Origin of the sequence: Methylobacillus sp., assembly GCF_036844465.1 — a bacterium.
GTDB lineage: Bacteria > Pseudomonadota > Gammaproteobacteria > Burkholderiales > Methylophilaceae > Methylobacillus.
The window spans coordinates 457,571-471,247 of the sequence record NZ_DAIUFW010000001.1; the positions used below are offsets into that span (position 1 = coordinate 457,571).

The following is a 13,677-nucleotide window of genomic DNA, read 5'->3' on the forward strand; positions in this document are numbered from 1 at the left end:
GACAATTCTCAATCACTGATTGCTTCAGGTTTGCAGCACCTAAATTAATCCCAGCACTTTCCTGACCGGCGCATAGCTGCGGCGGTGGATTTCGCAAGCGCCATGTTCGGCCAGCAGCTTAAGGTGATGGGCAGTGGGATATCCTTTGTGCCTGGCAAAATCATATTGCGGATAGCGCTCGTGCATTTCATACATTTCGCGGTCCCGCGCAGTCTTGGCGAGGATGGAAGCTGCAGCAATTTCCTGCACCTTGCTATCGCCCTTGACGATGCCCTGCGCAGGGATGGCAATGTGGGGACAGTGCAATCCATCGACCAATACCTCCGTCGGTTGCACTGATAGCTGTTCAATTGCTCGCTTCATCGCCAGCATGCTTGCCTGCAGAATGTTGATCTCGTCGATTTCCACGGCGCTGCATGAAGCAATGGCCCAAGCCAGAGCATGTTCCTTGACTTCAATGGCAAGTCTGTCGCGCTTTTTCTCGCTCAGGGTCTTGGAATCCGCAAGACCGATGATAGGCCGTGCCGGATCAAGGATGACCGCAGCAGCATAGACAGCACCAGCCAGCGGCCCCCTGCCCGCTTCGTCCACACCGCATATCACCATGCCTCCACTCATTTGATAAGCGACAAGACTGCCTGCGCAGCCTTTTCCTCGGTGTTTTGCCTTAATACTTCATGTATTCGGTAGAACTCTGTTCGAATGTCGGCGAGCCGGGATTTGTCATCGAGCATTTGCAGCAGGGCAGCGGCCAGCTTTTCTGGCACGGCATCGTGCTGCAACAATTCAGGCACTACGAAACGGCCAGCCAGCACATTGGGCAGGCCAACGTAAGGCAAGTATTTCATACGCTTCAATATCTGCCAACTCAAGCCTGGCATGCGATAGGTAATCACCATGGGGCGTTTGATCAGGGCAGCCTCCAGCGTTGCCGTACCGGAAGCAACTACAACAGCATTCGCTGCCTCCATGGCGCGGTGTGCATGCCCGAACATAATCTTGATCGGCAAGTCTTCCCCACCATTGACATACAGTGCCCGTTCGAAGATAGCCCGAGTTTCGCGCGTGATCAATGGCACCAAGAAATGTACATCGGGACGGCTTGCAGCAATGAGTTTGGCAGTTTTGACATAGAGGCTGGCCAGTTGCTGCACCTCGCTTTGACGGCTTCCCGGCAGCATGGCAATTACCAGCGCAGCTTGCGGCAGCTTGAGTTCCTCGCGCGCGCCCTCGGTGTCAGGCTCCAATGGCAGCATATCCGCTAGAGGATGGCCGACGTAGGTTACCGGCACACCCACCTGATGGTAGATTTCCGGCTCAAAAGGAAACAATGCCAGCATATGGGATACCGCCTGCTGGATTTTCTTGATCTTGCCCCGACGCCAAGCCCAGATGGAAGGACTGACATAATGCACGGTCGGGATACCCTGCTGCTTGAGCAGGCGCTCCAGGGTGAAATTGAAATCCGGGGCATCTATGCCGATGAACACATCGGGACGATTTTCCAGGAAATACTGTGCGACCTGCTTGCGCAGCTTGAGCAAGCCAGGCAAATGCCGCAACACCTCGATATAGCCACGCACTGAGAGGCGCTCCAGCGGGAATAGGGTTTCCGCGCCCTCCGCTATCATCTTGGGGCCGGCAATGCCAATAAACTTGAGATCAGGCCGTTGCTTCTTCAGCGCCCTGATCAAATGGCTGCCCAATAGATCGCCCGAAGCCTCTCCGGCCACAATTCCTATGGTCGGCATACACCTACCCTGTTTCTAACGAACAATACCGCGGGTTGAATGGTTGAGGAAATCAACCAGGATATCCAGCTCAGGCACAGCCTTTTTCTGCTCTGCCAGTTGCTGCCTGGCCTCTTCCAAGGTCAAGCCGTTGCGATACACGGTTTTGTATGCGCGCTTGATCTGCATGATGCTGTCAGCGGAAAAACCTCGGCGCTTGAGGCCTTCGGAGTTGATGCCGTGGGGCTTCGCATCATAACCGGCAGCCGTGACGTAAGGAGGAATATCCTTGAACACAACCGAACCAACTGCGGTGATGACGTGGGAGCCGATCTTGCAGAACTGGTGGATCAAGGTAAAGCCGCCCAGAATGGCATGGTCATGCACATCCACATGGCCTGCCAAAGAAGAGTTATTGGCAAAAATGGTATGGTTGCCAACCTCGCAATCATGCGCGATATGTACATAGGCCATGATCCAGTTATGGCTGCCTATCCTGGTGGTGCCTTTGTCTTGCGCAGTGCCGCGATTGAAAGTACAAAATTCGCGAATCGTATTGCCATCGCCAATTTCCAGCAATGTAGGCTCATCCTTGTATTTCTTGTCCTGCGGCACTTCGCCCAAGGAAGAGTACTGGAATATCTGATTGTCCTTACCTATGGTAGTCGGCCCCTTGATCACCACATGGCTGGCGACACGGGTGCCCGCATCAATGCGCACGCCAGGGCCGATAATGCTGAAAGCGCCTACTTCAACCGTGGAGTCCAGCTCAGCCTGCGGATCCACGATCGCAGTAGGATGTATCCTGGGTTCAACCATTACTCAATCGCTTTCAGGATACACATCATTTCCGCCTCGGCCACCACTGCGCCATCCACCAGGGCTTCGCCCTTGTACTTCCAGATACCACGCAATATGCGGTCTATGCTGACCTTGAGAACAAGCTGGTCGCCAGGCGAGACGGGTTTCTTGAAACGCACATTGTCCATGCCTGCAAAATAATAAACGGAATTCTGGTCAGGCTTGGAACCCATGGTCTTGAACGACAATATGGCTGCAGCCTGCGCCATGGCTTCCACGATCAGCACGCCTGGCATAACTGGATGGTAAGGGAAATGACCCGGAAAGAAAGGCTCGTTGATGGTGACATTCTTGACCGCCACAATTTCCTTATTCAACTCCAGTGAAAGCACACGATCCACTAACACAAAAGGATATCGGTGTGGCAGGTAATTCAGTATTTCATGAATATCCATGCTTGTCATCGCTTGTTCAGTCATGGCTTTTCTCGTTTCTCAACATCAAATTATTATTTAATCTCGCCGGAAATCGGGGTCTGCAAGGCAGACAATTGTTTCTCCAATTGCTTGACCCGGTCCGCAAGTTCTCCCAATCGCCTGATTCCAGCCGCAGTCTTCAGCCAATCATCATGGCTCTGGAAAGGCATCAATGCCGTATAGGTATCCGGCTTGGTCAATGATCGTGTAATCATACTCCCAGGCGATACCGTCACACCATCCGCAATTTCAAGATGCCCCAGTATCATTGCCGCCCCGCCTATGCGGCACTGCTGTCCAAGCACAGCACTACCGGCAATACCTACACAGCCCGCAATCACGGAATGCGCACCTATACGGCAGTTGTGCCCGATCTGCACCAGGTTATCGATCTTGCAACCTTCGTGGATAATGGTATCGTCAATAGCCCCACGGTCCACGGTGGTATTCGCGCCGATATCCACGTCATTTTCAATGACTACCCGGCCGACCTGGGGAATCTTCACCCAGCGACCGTGCTCAGGCGCGTAGCCAAAGCCATCCCCTCCGATTACACAGCCGGAGAATATATTGCAACGCTCACCGATCACGCAGTGATGGTATAGCGTCACATTGGCATGCAACACCGTGCCAGCGCCGATTTCCACACCTTCGCCAATAACGCAGCCAGGCTGGATAACCACATGTTCGCCCAAGACAACCTGCTCACCGATCACCACATGGTCCATGATGGTGCAACTAGCAGGCACCGTCGCACTTGACGCAATGCTTGCGGTGGTAGCTACCCCCGGTTCGTAACTTGGAGCCGGATTAAGCAACTCGGAAACCTTGGCAAAGTATGCGTAGGGATTATCTGTCAGGATACGCGGCAGGACCGTAGCATCGCTATGCTCCGGCTTCAATATGACAGCGCTGGCCTGGGTGGCTGCCAATGCGGCTCGGTATTTAGAATCAGTCAGGAAACTGATCTGCCCTGCCCGGGCATTGACAAGAGAAGCAACTCGCGTGATCAGGATATCGTCCTGACCCTGCAACTCACCTCCCAGCCTGGATACAATTTCCCGCAGGGAATAGGACGACTTACTCATGCAATCGTACTAGAACTTGTTTACTTCTTGCCCAGCGATTTCAATACCTTATCGGTAATGTCGATCTTCTTGTTTGCGTACGCTACACCGCCATACACGACCAAATCATAACCTTCCGCTTCGGATACAGAGGTCACTGCTTTATTGATCCTGTCCTGCAACACGCCCAGCTCCTCGTTCTTGCGCAGGTTGACATCCTCGCGCAATTCACGCTGCTTGCGCTGGAATTCGATCTTGAGGTTGGACGCATCACGCTCCTTGTTGCGGCGATCAGCCTCGGACATGGTCAAACTATCCTTTTCAAGCGCAGTCTCAAGATCACGAATCTGCTTCTGCAAGCGGTCCAGTTCGGCTGTGCGGGGGCCGAATTCCTTCTCCAGCTTTTTCCCACTTTCCGCAGTTTGTGGTGCTTCCTGCAGGATCTTGTCAACCTGCACGTAGCCAATCTTCAACTCCGCAGCCTGCACATTGGTAGCAACCGAGAAAACACCAGCAACCAACAGACTTTTCAACAACTTATTCAATTAACTTCTCCTGATATTCAAGCTTTAAATGTTTTCCATATAGATATTAACTGCATCTGACAACCTTGCCAGAACATTGCCGCTAAATCAGAACTGCTGCCCCATCTGGAATTGCAATACCTGGGTGCGGTCGCCATCCTGTTTATTGAGCGGCTTGGCCAACACCAACTTGATCGGGCCGAATGGCGAGAGCCAGCTAACCCCCAAACCTGTGGAGTAGCGGATATCGCTCAGACTTGTGGAATAGTGACAACCAGCAGCATTCCCCGCTCGGTCAAAACACGCTGCCGAGTCATCAATTCCATCACCAGCAATCGAGCCCGCATCAATAAAAGTGCTCAACCGTAAAGCGTTATTATCCTTCATCCCTGGAATCGGGAAATACAGTTCTGCATTCGCCAACAGTCGCTTGGTACCACCTGCGGCAAAATCCCGATAGTTGCCGTTGATGTCGTATATACGCGGGCCGATCGAGCTTTGCTCATAGCCACGTACAGAGTTCACGCCACCGGCATAGAAGTTCTTGAAGAACGGGTAATCCTTGTTGCCATAAGTATTACCGTAACCAATTTCGCCATTCAGCATCAAGGTCACATTCTTGCTGATGTCCTTGTACCAGGCATGCTTGTATTCCAGCTTGTAATACTGCAGGTCAAGCCCTGGCAATGCCACTTCAGTACTGATGCGCTGTAGTACGCCCTTATTCGGGAACAAGATATTGTCGCGCGTATCATGCGTCCAGCCCAGGTTGACAAACCAGGAACTATTGCTGCAACTGTTCTGGTCTTCCGAGCTGCTGCAATAACGCTTGAACTGCGGCGGGCTATTACTGCTCAGCTCAACATCGGTGTAATCGAAGGTGAGACCAGCATTAACGAAGTCGCGTTCATTCAACGGCATGCCAAAATTGACGCCAGCGCCGTAAGAAGCAGTCTTGTAGTCACCTGTCCGCAGATAGGTAGTATCCACTTTACGATGATAGACATTGAAACCGCGGCTGATACCATCCGGCGTGAAGTAAGGATCTGTATAGGTCAATGAGTAGACGGTATTGATACGGCCAGTATTCACCTGCGCAGCGACACGGTTACCTGTTCCCAGGAAATTGTTCTGGTTGACAGTAATACCCAATACCACGCCTTCATAGCTGGACAGACCCGCGCCAAACATGATGCTACCCGTGGAGCGCTCCGTGACGTTGATGTTGAGGTCAACCTGATCTGTCGTGCCTGGCACTGCTGGAGTTTCGACGTTTACGTCAGAGAAAAACTGCAAGCGATCCAACCGCTGCTTGGAACGCTCGATCTTGTCCGCGCCATACCATGCCGATTCCAACTGGCGCATTTCACGGCGCAGCACCTCATCCCGCGTACGCGTATTACCCGTCAGGTTGATGCGGCGCACGTATACGCGACGACCAGGGTCAACATAGAAGGTAAAGGCAACAGTATGCTTTTCCTTATCCACTTCGGGGATGGCATTGACGTTGGAAAACGCATAGCCATCATTACCCAGCCGGTCATTGATCGCCTTGCTGGACTCCGTCACGCGCTGGCGATTGAATATCTCGCCTGGCTCCACTGAGATCAAGTTGCGGACTTCCGCTTCCGGGATCAACATTTCACCAGCCAGCTTGACGTCGGTAACAGTATATTTCTCGCCTTCGGTCACATTGATGGTGATATAGATATCACGCTTGTCCGGGGTAATTGATACCTGGGTCGAGTCAATATTGAATTCAAGATAACCTTGGTTCATGTAGAACGAACGTAATGCCTCAAGATCAGCCGTCAGCTTCTGGCGGGAATACTGGTCGTTCTTGTTCCACCAGGTCAGCCAATTTGGCGTGGTCAAGGTCAGTTTTTCGAGCAATTCGTCCTGGGTGAAATCCTTGCTGCCGACAATATTGATATTGCGGATCTTGGATACCGAGCCTTCTTCAATATCAAAACGCACAGCAACGCGATTACGCTCCAGCGGCGTAACTGAGGTCTTGACGGATGCGCCGTATTTACCCTGTGATAAATACTGCCGCTTTATTTCCTGTTCAGCACGTTCCAGCATGGATTGATCGAAGATCAAACCTTCGGCCAGACCAATCTGCTTCAAACCCTCCTTCATCTTATCGGTAGGGAAAGACTTATTGCCATTGAACACCAACTGCGCAATCGCTGAACGCTCCTGCACCATTACAACCAGGATACCGTTGTCAGACTCGATGCGCACATCCTTGAAGAAACCCGTGCCATACAGCGATTTGATCGCTTGTGTGGCCTTTTCGTCCGTCATGGTTTCGCCCACGCGCACGGGAAGATAGTTGAATACGGTACCTGCTTCAGTACGTTGCAGCCCCTCAACACGGATATCCTTAACAACAAAAGGCTCCTGAGCCAGCGTTGAAGTGGAATAAATGGCCAGGATTAATAACGGGATATGTTTAAGCTTCATGCCAAACTTCATTCAAACTCAACCTATATAAGCCTGGAGATATCATTGTAGAACGCAATCACCATGAGTATTGCCAATATGGAAAAACCAATCCGCTGACCCATTTCCATGGTGGCTTCAGAGACTGGACTGCCCTTGAAAATTTCAATCGTATAATACAGCAAATGCCCCCCATCCAACACAGGGATGGGCAAGAGATTCAATATACCCAAGCTGATGCTGATCAGCGCCAGAAAGCCAATGTATGATTTCCAGCCGCTATGCGCGCTCTGCCCCGCATAGCTTGCAATCGTCACCGGGCCGCTGACCCCTTTCCAGGAAGCATCGCCGGACACCATACGCGCCAGCATCGTGACGCTGAGCGCAGAGGTTTCCCAGGTTTTATCGACTGCTCGACTCAAGGATTGCCATGGCCCATAGCTCACCAGCACGGTCAATTTGTCGAGCATAGTCTCATCAAACTGGAAAGCTGCGCCAATACGCCCGATCTGCTGGCCTTTTTCATCCACGGCCTCGGGAGTGACTGTTACCGCCAGCTTTTCAGCACCACGTGCTATCTGCAATGCCAGCGGCTTACCGGGCTGCTCGCGCACCAGCGTGACAAACTGCTCCCATTCGGTAATGGCTTGATCATTGATCACCAACACTTCATCGCCAGTTTTCAAACCAGCTTTGGCTGCGGGACTGTCAGCCACGATATCTCCCAGAATGGCAGGCATGGGTGGACGATAAGGCGCCAGCCCCAGTTTCTCCACCAGAAAATCCGTCTCAAAATCATCCTTGCCTATGCTATCCAGCTTGAGGTTGACTTCGTGCTCCTGCCCGTTTTCATCCTGCACCCGCATAGCGACCCCGGGCGACTTGATCACTTCCTGCAACAATATCCAGCGGACATCCGTCCAGCTCGCGACAGGTTCACCAGCTACCGCAGTAATCAAGTCACCGTGCTGAAGACCAGCCTGGGCAGCCGGTGTTGATTGGGGAATATCGCCTACCAATGGCTTGATGCCGGAGATGCCACTCATGAACAACACCCAGTACAACAGGACAGCCAACAGCAGGTTAGCTACAGGCCCGGCAGAGACAATGGCGATACGCTTCCAGACAGATTGCCGGTTGAACGCGCGCGCCAGCTCTTGCTCGCCTAGATCATCAGGCAAGGTTTCTTCGCGCTCGTCCAGCATCTTGACGTAACCGCCCAAAGGCAGAACTGAAATGACAAACTCGGTTTGATCCGCGCCAAAGTTTCGCTTAAAGATAGGTTTGCCGAAACCGATGGAGAAACGCAGCACCTTGACATTGCACCAGCGCGCCACCTGGAAATGCCCATATTCATGGATGGCAATCAGAATACCCAAGGTGACAAGAAAAGAAAGTAAGGTAGTCAACATGCCTGCAACTGCTTCCATTCCATGGCTTGCGCACGCGCTTGATTATCCACCTCGATCAATTGCTCCAGTGATTGCACCGCATCGATATTCATCATGGTCAACACTGACTCAATCAGACGCGGGATGTCCTGGAAACCAATCCTACCATTCAGGAAAGCTTCCACAGCCACCTCGTTAGCCGCATTGAGAATCGCGGGCGCTGTGCCACCCTGCTTCAACGCGTCGAAAGCCAGCCGCAGGCAGGGGAAACGCCCGGTATCAGGTTTTTCAAAATCCAAGCGGCCGACCTGGAACAGATCCAGCACCGTCACTCCGGCGTGCAGCCTGTCAGGATAGCCCAGGCCGTAGGCAATCGGCGTGCGCATATCCGGGTTGCCCATTTGCGCCAACACTGAGCCGTCAATATATTCCACCATGGAATGAATGACGCTCTGGGGATGCACCACCACTTCAATCTTTTCTGCCGGGGCGTTGAACAGCCAATGCGCCTCGATTACTTCCAGGCCCTTATTCATGAGCGTGGCGGAATCGATCGTGATCTTGGGTCCCATCACCCAGTTGGGATGGTTGAGCGCTTGCGCGGGCGTCACTGCTGCCAGCTCAGCGATACTGGATTGGCGGAAAGGCCCGCCTGAAGCAGTCAGCAAGATACGTCGTACGCCGCCATGCTCAAGCGCTGCCAACCGTTCCTGGGGCATCACCTGGAAAATAGCATTATGCTCGCTGTCGATCGGCAGCAAGGTAGCGCCACCCTTTTCCACCGCCTGCATGAACAGGCTGCCCGCCATCACCAGCGTTTCCTTGTTGGCGAGCAAAATGCGCTTGCCTGCATATGCCGCTGCAATCGCAGGCCTGAGTCCGGCAGCGCCGACAATAGCCGCCATGACGATATCTGTTTCCGTATGTGCCGCCACCTGCTCTAGCGCCTGGATGCCGGAAAGCACGATAGTATCAGTGCCATGCAGTTTCTTTTGCAGCTTATCTGCAGCGACTTCATCCAGCATGACTGCATAGCGAGGCTGGTAGCGCAGGCATAATTCAGCCAGCTCATCCACGCGCGAATGCGCAGTTAAGGCAAAAACACGGTAACGGTCGGGGTGACGGGCAATCACATCCATCGTATTGAGACCTATCGTACCCGTGGCCCCCAGAATGGTGACATTTTGTGGCATACGCATGCTTACGCGGAATGCATCCACGCTTGATAATAAAGCGGTAAGTGCAGGAAAAACGCGGCGAGGGGCAGGCTGGATGTCAAGCCATCCACGCGGTCAAGAATGCCGCCATGACCGGGCAGCAAGTTGCCGCTGTCCTTGACTCCGGCCTGGCGCTTGATCAGTGATTCCAGTAAATCACCCATAACGCTGAAGATGGTCAATATCCAGAATCCGGCAACCAGAACCAGGTTGAGATTGAAAATAAAACACAAACCCAAACCATATAGGCCAACCACCACCAGCGCACCTGCCACGCCTTCCCAGGTCTTGCCTGGACTGATATTCACTGCAAGCTTGTGCTTGCCAAAACGCTTGCCGGCAAAATAGGCAGCGCTATCGGCAATCCAGACCACCAACATCACGGCCAGCAATACCCAAGGACTGATAGCACGCAGGCTCACCAGCGCCTGCCATAATGGCAATATGATGACCCAGCCCGCCAGCAACATCAGATAAACATTCCTGATTCTGGCACGTAGCCCCAGCCAGAGCGGAGCAATGACAACCCAAAACACAGCGGCAATCAGCAATCCCCAATAAAGCGCATACTCCTGCATGAATGCATTTTCCAGACCATGCGAGAAAGCGAGGAAAACGCCAGCCACCGCTGTCGCCAGCAGGTAAAGCACACGAGCCACTGGATTCAAGACCGGGGCCACTTCCTGCTGGACAGCAACATTACCCGCCTGTTTATTCCGGGCAGTCCGGGAACGGATCATGCCTGACCATTCCCACAACCCAACCAGCGTACCTGCCAGCATCAGTAGCGACCAATAGAGTTCTGGCAACAGAAACAGCGCTGCCAGAAAAGCAGGAATCAAGACGGCAGCTGTCAGCAAACGAGTTTTCAGCATAATCAGTTCGAAATCAGTTGTTCACTGGTACGGCCAAAACGGCGTTCGCGTTGCTGGTAAGAGAGAATGGCACGCTTAAACTCTGCCTCATCAAAATCCGGCCACAGGGTATCTGTGAAATAGAGTTCGCTGTAGGCAAGCTGCCACAACAGGAAATTGCTGATGCGCTGCTCGCCGCCGGTTCGTATGAACAGGTCAGGCTCGGGGGCATAGTACATGCTGAGGTAGGCTGACAGGTCAGCTTCGGTAAATTGCTCTGCCAACTCCGGCTTCTCGGCGATCAAGCGTTTGATGGCCTGCATGATATCCCAACGTCCGCCATAATTCGCCGCGATAGTCAGCGTCAGTCCATCATTTCCAGCGGTCTGCGCTTCCGCTTCGGCAATCCTGGCTACCAAAGCAGGTTCAAATCGCGAGCAATCCCCGATCATGCGCAAACGGATATTGTTTTCCGCCAATTTGCCCACTTCCTGCTGCAAGGCCTCCATGAACAGGCCCATCAGGAAACTGACTTCGTCCGCAGGACGGCGCCAGTTCTCACTGCTGAACGCAAACAGGGTCAGGTATTTGACACCGTGATTGCCACACTGCCGCACCACTTCGCGCACAACCTCGACACCACGCCTATGACCCGCCACACGCGGCAGCAGACGCTTCTTGGCCCAGCGCCCATTGCCATCCATGATGACGGCAATGTGTTGCGGAATATCACCCGTTACCGGGATGGACTGGGTGGAGCTGGAAAAAAGTGCCACTCAATGCTCCGTGGAGATAAAACTAAATGTAAGAAAAATCAGCGCCTGCCGGGCTTAAATCGCCATCAGCTCGGTTTCCTTGGTCTGCAGCATCTTATCGATTTCCGCTACATATTTGTCTGTGAGCTTCTGCACCTCATCCTGCGCGCGGCGCTCATCATCCTCACTGATTTCCTTATCCTTGACAAGTTTTTTCAAGGCATCGTTGGCGTCACGGCGCACATTGCGCACCGCCACCTTGGCACCCTCACCTTCGCTACGCACGACCTTGATAAGGTCGCGACGGCGCTCTTCAGTCAACATCGGCATCGGAACGCGAATCACATCACCATTGGTGGCAGGGTTCAAACCGAGATCGGAATCACGAATCGCCTTCTCGACCTTGCTGATCATGGTTTTTTCATATGCTTGCACGTTCAGGGTACGCGCATCGCCCAAACTGACATTGGCCACCTGGTTGATCGCCACCATGGAGCCATAGTATTCCACCATGACATGATCTAGTAGCCCGGTATGCGCACGGCCAGTACGAATTTTACTCAGATCAGCCTTTAGCGCCTCCAGGGACTTCTGCATTTTCTGATCTGCGTTGTTCTTTACGTCTTGTATCATGATTTCTCCTACCTAATACGTGTATCTGGATGTTATGGAAGCACGCGCGTGCCTTCATCCTCACCCATCACCACCCGCTTCAGCGCACCTTGGCGGAAAATGCTGAATACGGAAATCGGTAATTTCTGGTCACGGCACAATGTCAGTGCAGTCGCATCCATCACCTTGAGATTCTTGACGATCGCTTCATCGAACGTCAGTGTCTTGTAACGCATGGCTTCAGGGTTGCGCTTGGGATCGTCGGTATATACGCCATCCACCTTGGTTGCCTTGAGTACGATATCGGCATTGATTTCCATACCGCGCAACGCTGCTGCGGTGTCGGTGGTGAAGAATGGATTGCCGGTACCTGCGCCAAAAATGACCACACGCCCCTCTTCCAGATAGCGGATAGCTTTGCCACGGATATAAGGCTCAGCCACCTGCTCGATATTCAATGCCGACTGCACGCGGCTGACCAGCCCGATATGCTTCATCGCATCCTGCAGGGCCAGCGCATTCATGACAGTCGCCAGCATACCCATGTAGTCTGCCGTTGCCCTGTCCATGCCTTCCGCTGCCGGAGCAACTCCGCGGAAGATATTGCCGCCACCAATGACAACTGCCACTTCAACGCCAAGATCAACAACTTCTTTGATCTCTTCCACAATCCGGGTAATCGTCGCTCGGTTGATACCGTAGCTATCCTCGCCCATCAGGGCTTCGCCGGAGAGTTTCAACAAAATGCGTTTATAGGCGGGAGTGCTCATGGGGCTCCTTATTGTTATGCAAATGATGATGCACACGCGTACCGCCTGAAACAGGCGATACACGCCTCAACTACCTTATGGCCGCAACACTGCGGCCATGATCCTGCTTACACCTTCGCTGCAGCAGCCACTTCAGCCGCAAAGTCGGTCACGACCTTCTCGATGCCTTCGCCCACTACATACATAGTGAAGGAAGCGATGCTGGCATTGTTGTCCTTGAGCAGTTGCTCGATGGTTTGCTTGTCATCCTTGACGAATGGCTGACTCAGCAGGGTGACTTCCTTGAGGAATTTCTGCACGGTACCGTCCGCGATCTTGTCCAGCATGGCTTCCGGCTTGCCGGCTTCCTTGGCCTTTTCGATAGCCACGCGGCGCTCGGCTTCGATCAGGTCGGCAGAAATGCCGCTGGCATCCAGGGACTTCGGCTTGGCCGCAGCAATGTGCATGGCAATATCCTTGCCCAGCGCTTCGTCGCCACCAATCACATCCACCAGCACGCCAATCTTGCCACCGTGCACGTAGCTGACAAACTTACCCTTGGCATCCGCAGCAACAAAACGACGCACAGTAATATTTTCACCAATCTTGCCTACCAGTTGGGTACGCACCTCTTCAACAGTGCCGCCATCAATGCCCAATGCAGACAATGCATCCACATCAGCAGGCTTGGAAGCGGCAGCGGCATCAGCCACCTGCGCAGTAAACGCCAGGAAATCCGCATTCTTGGCGCAGAAATCGGTTTCGGAGTTGATTTCGACAATTGCGCCGACCTTGCCATCAGCCTTGATGCTGACAGCCACAATACCTTCAGCAGCAACCCGGCCAGCAGCCTTGCTTGCCTTGTTACCAAAACGCACGCGCAGGATTTCCTCGGCACGCGCCATATCACCTTCAGCTTCGGTCAACGCCTTCTTGCAGTCCATCATCGGCGCATCAGTGCGCTCACGCAATTCCTTGACCATGCTTGCGGTAATTTCAGCCATTCTTTTTACTCCTTAACATATGTTTTTTGGCCCGAGGCCAGAATCAGGT

14 protein-coding genes are annotated in these 13,677 nt (G+C 53.1%); all 14 read right to left on the reverse strand.

The window, feature by feature from the left end:
* Positions 1 to 39 precede the first annotated feature (39 nt).
* Positions 40 to 606 (reverse strand): ribonuclease HII, encoded by a 567-nt coding sequence (rnhB, locus tag V7Z75_RS02165; protein ID WP_334106838.1) that lies wholly within the window; start codon positions 604 to 606, stop codon positions 40 to 42.
* 8 nt (positions 607 to 614) lie between these two features.
* A complete protein-coding gene (gene lpxB / locus V7Z75_RS02170) occupies positions 615 to 1,751 on the reverse strand; it encodes a lipid-A-disaccharide synthase (protein ID WP_334106840.1) in 1,137 nt (378 codons plus the stop codon).
* A gap of 15 nt (positions 1,752 to 1,766) precedes the next feature.
* Positions 1,767 to 2,549, reverse strand: a complete 783-nt coding sequence (gene lpxA / locus V7Z75_RS02175) for an acyl-ACP--UDP-N-acetylglucosamine O-acyltransferase (protein ID WP_334106841.1) — start codon at positions 2,547 to 2,549, stop codon at positions 1,767 to 1,769.
* Positions 2,549 to 3,010: a 3-hydroxyacyl-ACP dehydratase FabZ gene (gene fabZ / locus V7Z75_RS02180; protein ID WP_334106842.1), complete on the reverse strand. Its 462-nt coding sequence runs from the start codon at positions 3,008 to 3,010 to the stop codon at positions 2,549 to 2,551. The genes lpxA and fabZ overlap by 1 nt, the downstream gene beginning before the upstream one ends.
* A 29-nt stretch (positions 3,011 to 3,039) precedes the next feature.
* Positions 3,040 to 4,095, reverse strand: a complete 1,056-nt coding sequence (lpxD, locus tag V7Z75_RS02185) for a UDP-3-O-(3-hydroxymyristoyl)glucosamine N-acyltransferase (protein ID WP_334106843.1) — start codon at positions 4,093 to 4,095, stop codon at positions 3,040 to 3,042.
* A 20-nt stretch (positions 4,096 to 4,115) separates the two neighbouring features.
* Positions 4,116 to 4,619, reverse strand: coding sequence for an OmpH family outer membrane protein (locus V7Z75_RS02190; protein ID WP_334106845.1), 504 nt, complete (start codon positions 4,617 to 4,619; stop codon positions 4,116 to 4,118).
* 87 nt (positions 4,620 to 4,706) lie between these two features.
* The gene (gene bamA / locus V7Z75_RS02195) at positions 4,707 to 7,067 is read right to left on the reverse strand and encodes an outer membrane protein assembly factor BamA (protein ID WP_442919855.1); all 2,361 of its coding nucleotides are present in this window, start codon (positions 7,065 to 7,067) and stop codon (positions 4,707 to 4,709) included.
* A gap of 23 nt (positions 7,068 to 7,090) precedes the next feature.
* Entirely contained in the window at positions 7,091 to 8,458 is a 1,368-nt protein-coding gene (gene rseP, locus V7Z75_RS02200) for an RIP metalloprotease RseP (RefSeq protein WP_334106847.1), read from the reverse strand.
* Positions 8,452 to 9,636, reverse strand: a complete 1,185-nt coding sequence (gene ispC / locus V7Z75_RS02205) for a 1-deoxy-D-xylulose-5-phosphate reductoisomerase (protein ID WP_334106849.1) — start codon at positions 9,634 to 9,636, stop codon at positions 8,452 to 8,454. The genes rseP and ispC overlap by 7 nt, the downstream gene beginning before the upstream one ends.
* A 2-nt stretch (positions 9,637 to 9,638) precedes the next feature.
* Positions 9,639 to 10,529 (reverse strand): phosphatidate cytidylyltransferase, encoded by an 891-nt coding sequence (locus V7Z75_RS02210; protein ID WP_334106850.1) that lies wholly within the window; start codon positions 10,527 to 10,529, stop codon positions 9,639 to 9,641.
* 2 nt (positions 10,530 to 10,531) lie between these two features.
* Positions 10,532 to 11,284, reverse strand: coding sequence for an isoprenyl transferase (locus V7Z75_RS02215; RefSeq protein WP_334106851.1), 753 nt, complete (start codon positions 11,282 to 11,284; stop codon positions 10,532 to 10,534).
* A gap of 54 nt (positions 11,285 to 11,338) precedes the next feature.
* Entirely contained in the window at positions 11,339 to 11,896 is a 558-nt protein-coding gene (frr, locus tag V7Z75_RS02220) for a ribosome recycling factor (RefSeq protein ID WP_334106853.1), read from the reverse strand.
* A 32-nt stretch (positions 11,897 to 11,928) separates the two neighbouring features.
* A complete protein-coding gene (gene pyrH / locus V7Z75_RS02225) occupies positions 11,929 to 12,645 on the reverse strand; it encodes a UMP kinase (RefSeq protein WP_334106855.1) in 717 nt (238 codons plus the stop codon).
* 107 nt (positions 12,646 to 12,752) lie between these two features.
* Complete coding sequence (tsf, locus tag V7Z75_RS02230; RefSeq protein WP_334106856.1) at positions 12,753 to 13,628, reverse strand: translation elongation factor Ts; 876 nt, start codon at positions 13,626 to 13,628, stop codon at positions 12,753 to 12,755.
* Between the last annotated feature and the right edge of the window lie 49 nt (positions 13,629 to 13,677).

What these genes read in the sequence shown, in the direction of transcription:
- rnhB (WP_334106838.1), bottom strand. Translation starts at nt 606, where the DNA reads ATGGTGATATGCGGTGTGGACGAAGCGGGCAGGGGGCCGCTGGCTGGT.
- lpxB (WP_334106840.1), bottom strand. Translation starts at nt 1,751, where the DNA reads ATGCCGACCATAGGAATTGTGGCCGGAGAGGCTTCGGGCGATCTATTG.
- lpxA (WP_334106841.1), bottom strand. Translation starts at nt 2,549, where the DNA reads ATGGTTGAACCCAGGATACATCCTACTGCGATCGTGGATCCGCAGGCT.
- fabZ (WP_334106842.1), bottom strand. Translation starts at nt 3,010, where the DNA reads ATGACTGAACAAGCGATGACAAGCATGGATATTCATGAAATACTGAAT.
- lpxD (WP_334106843.1), bottom strand. Translation starts at nt 4,095, where the DNA reads ATGAGTAAGTCGTCCTATTCCCTGCGGGAAATTGTATCCAGGCTGGGA.
- bamA (WP_442919855.1), bottom strand. Translation starts at nt 7,067, where the DNA reads ATGAAGCTTAAACATATCCCGTTATTAATCCTGGCCATTTATTCCACT.
- rseP (WP_334106847.1), bottom strand. Translation starts at nt 8,458, where the DNA reads ATGTTGACTACCTTACTTTCTTTTCTTGTCACCTTGGGTATTCTGATT.
- ispC (WP_334106849.1), bottom strand. Translation starts at nt 9,636, where the DNA reads ATGCGTATGCCACAAAATGTCACCATTCTGGGGGCCACGGGTACGATA.
- V7Z75_RS02210 (WP_334106850.1), bottom strand. Translation starts at nt 10,529, where the DNA reads ATGCTGAAAACTCGTTTGCTGACAGCTGCCGTCTTGATTCCTGCTTTT.
- frr (WP_334106853.1), bottom strand. Translation starts at nt 11,896, where the DNA reads ATGATACAAGACGTAAAGAACAACGCAGATCAGAAAATGCAGAAGTCC.
- pyrH (WP_334106855.1), bottom strand. Translation starts at nt 12,645, where the DNA reads ATGAGCACTCCCGCCTATAAACGCATTTTGTTGAAACTCTCCGGCGAA.
- tsf (WP_334106856.1), bottom strand. Translation starts at nt 13,628, where the DNA reads ATGGCTGAAATTACCGCAAGCATGGTCAAGGAATTGCGTGAGCGCACT.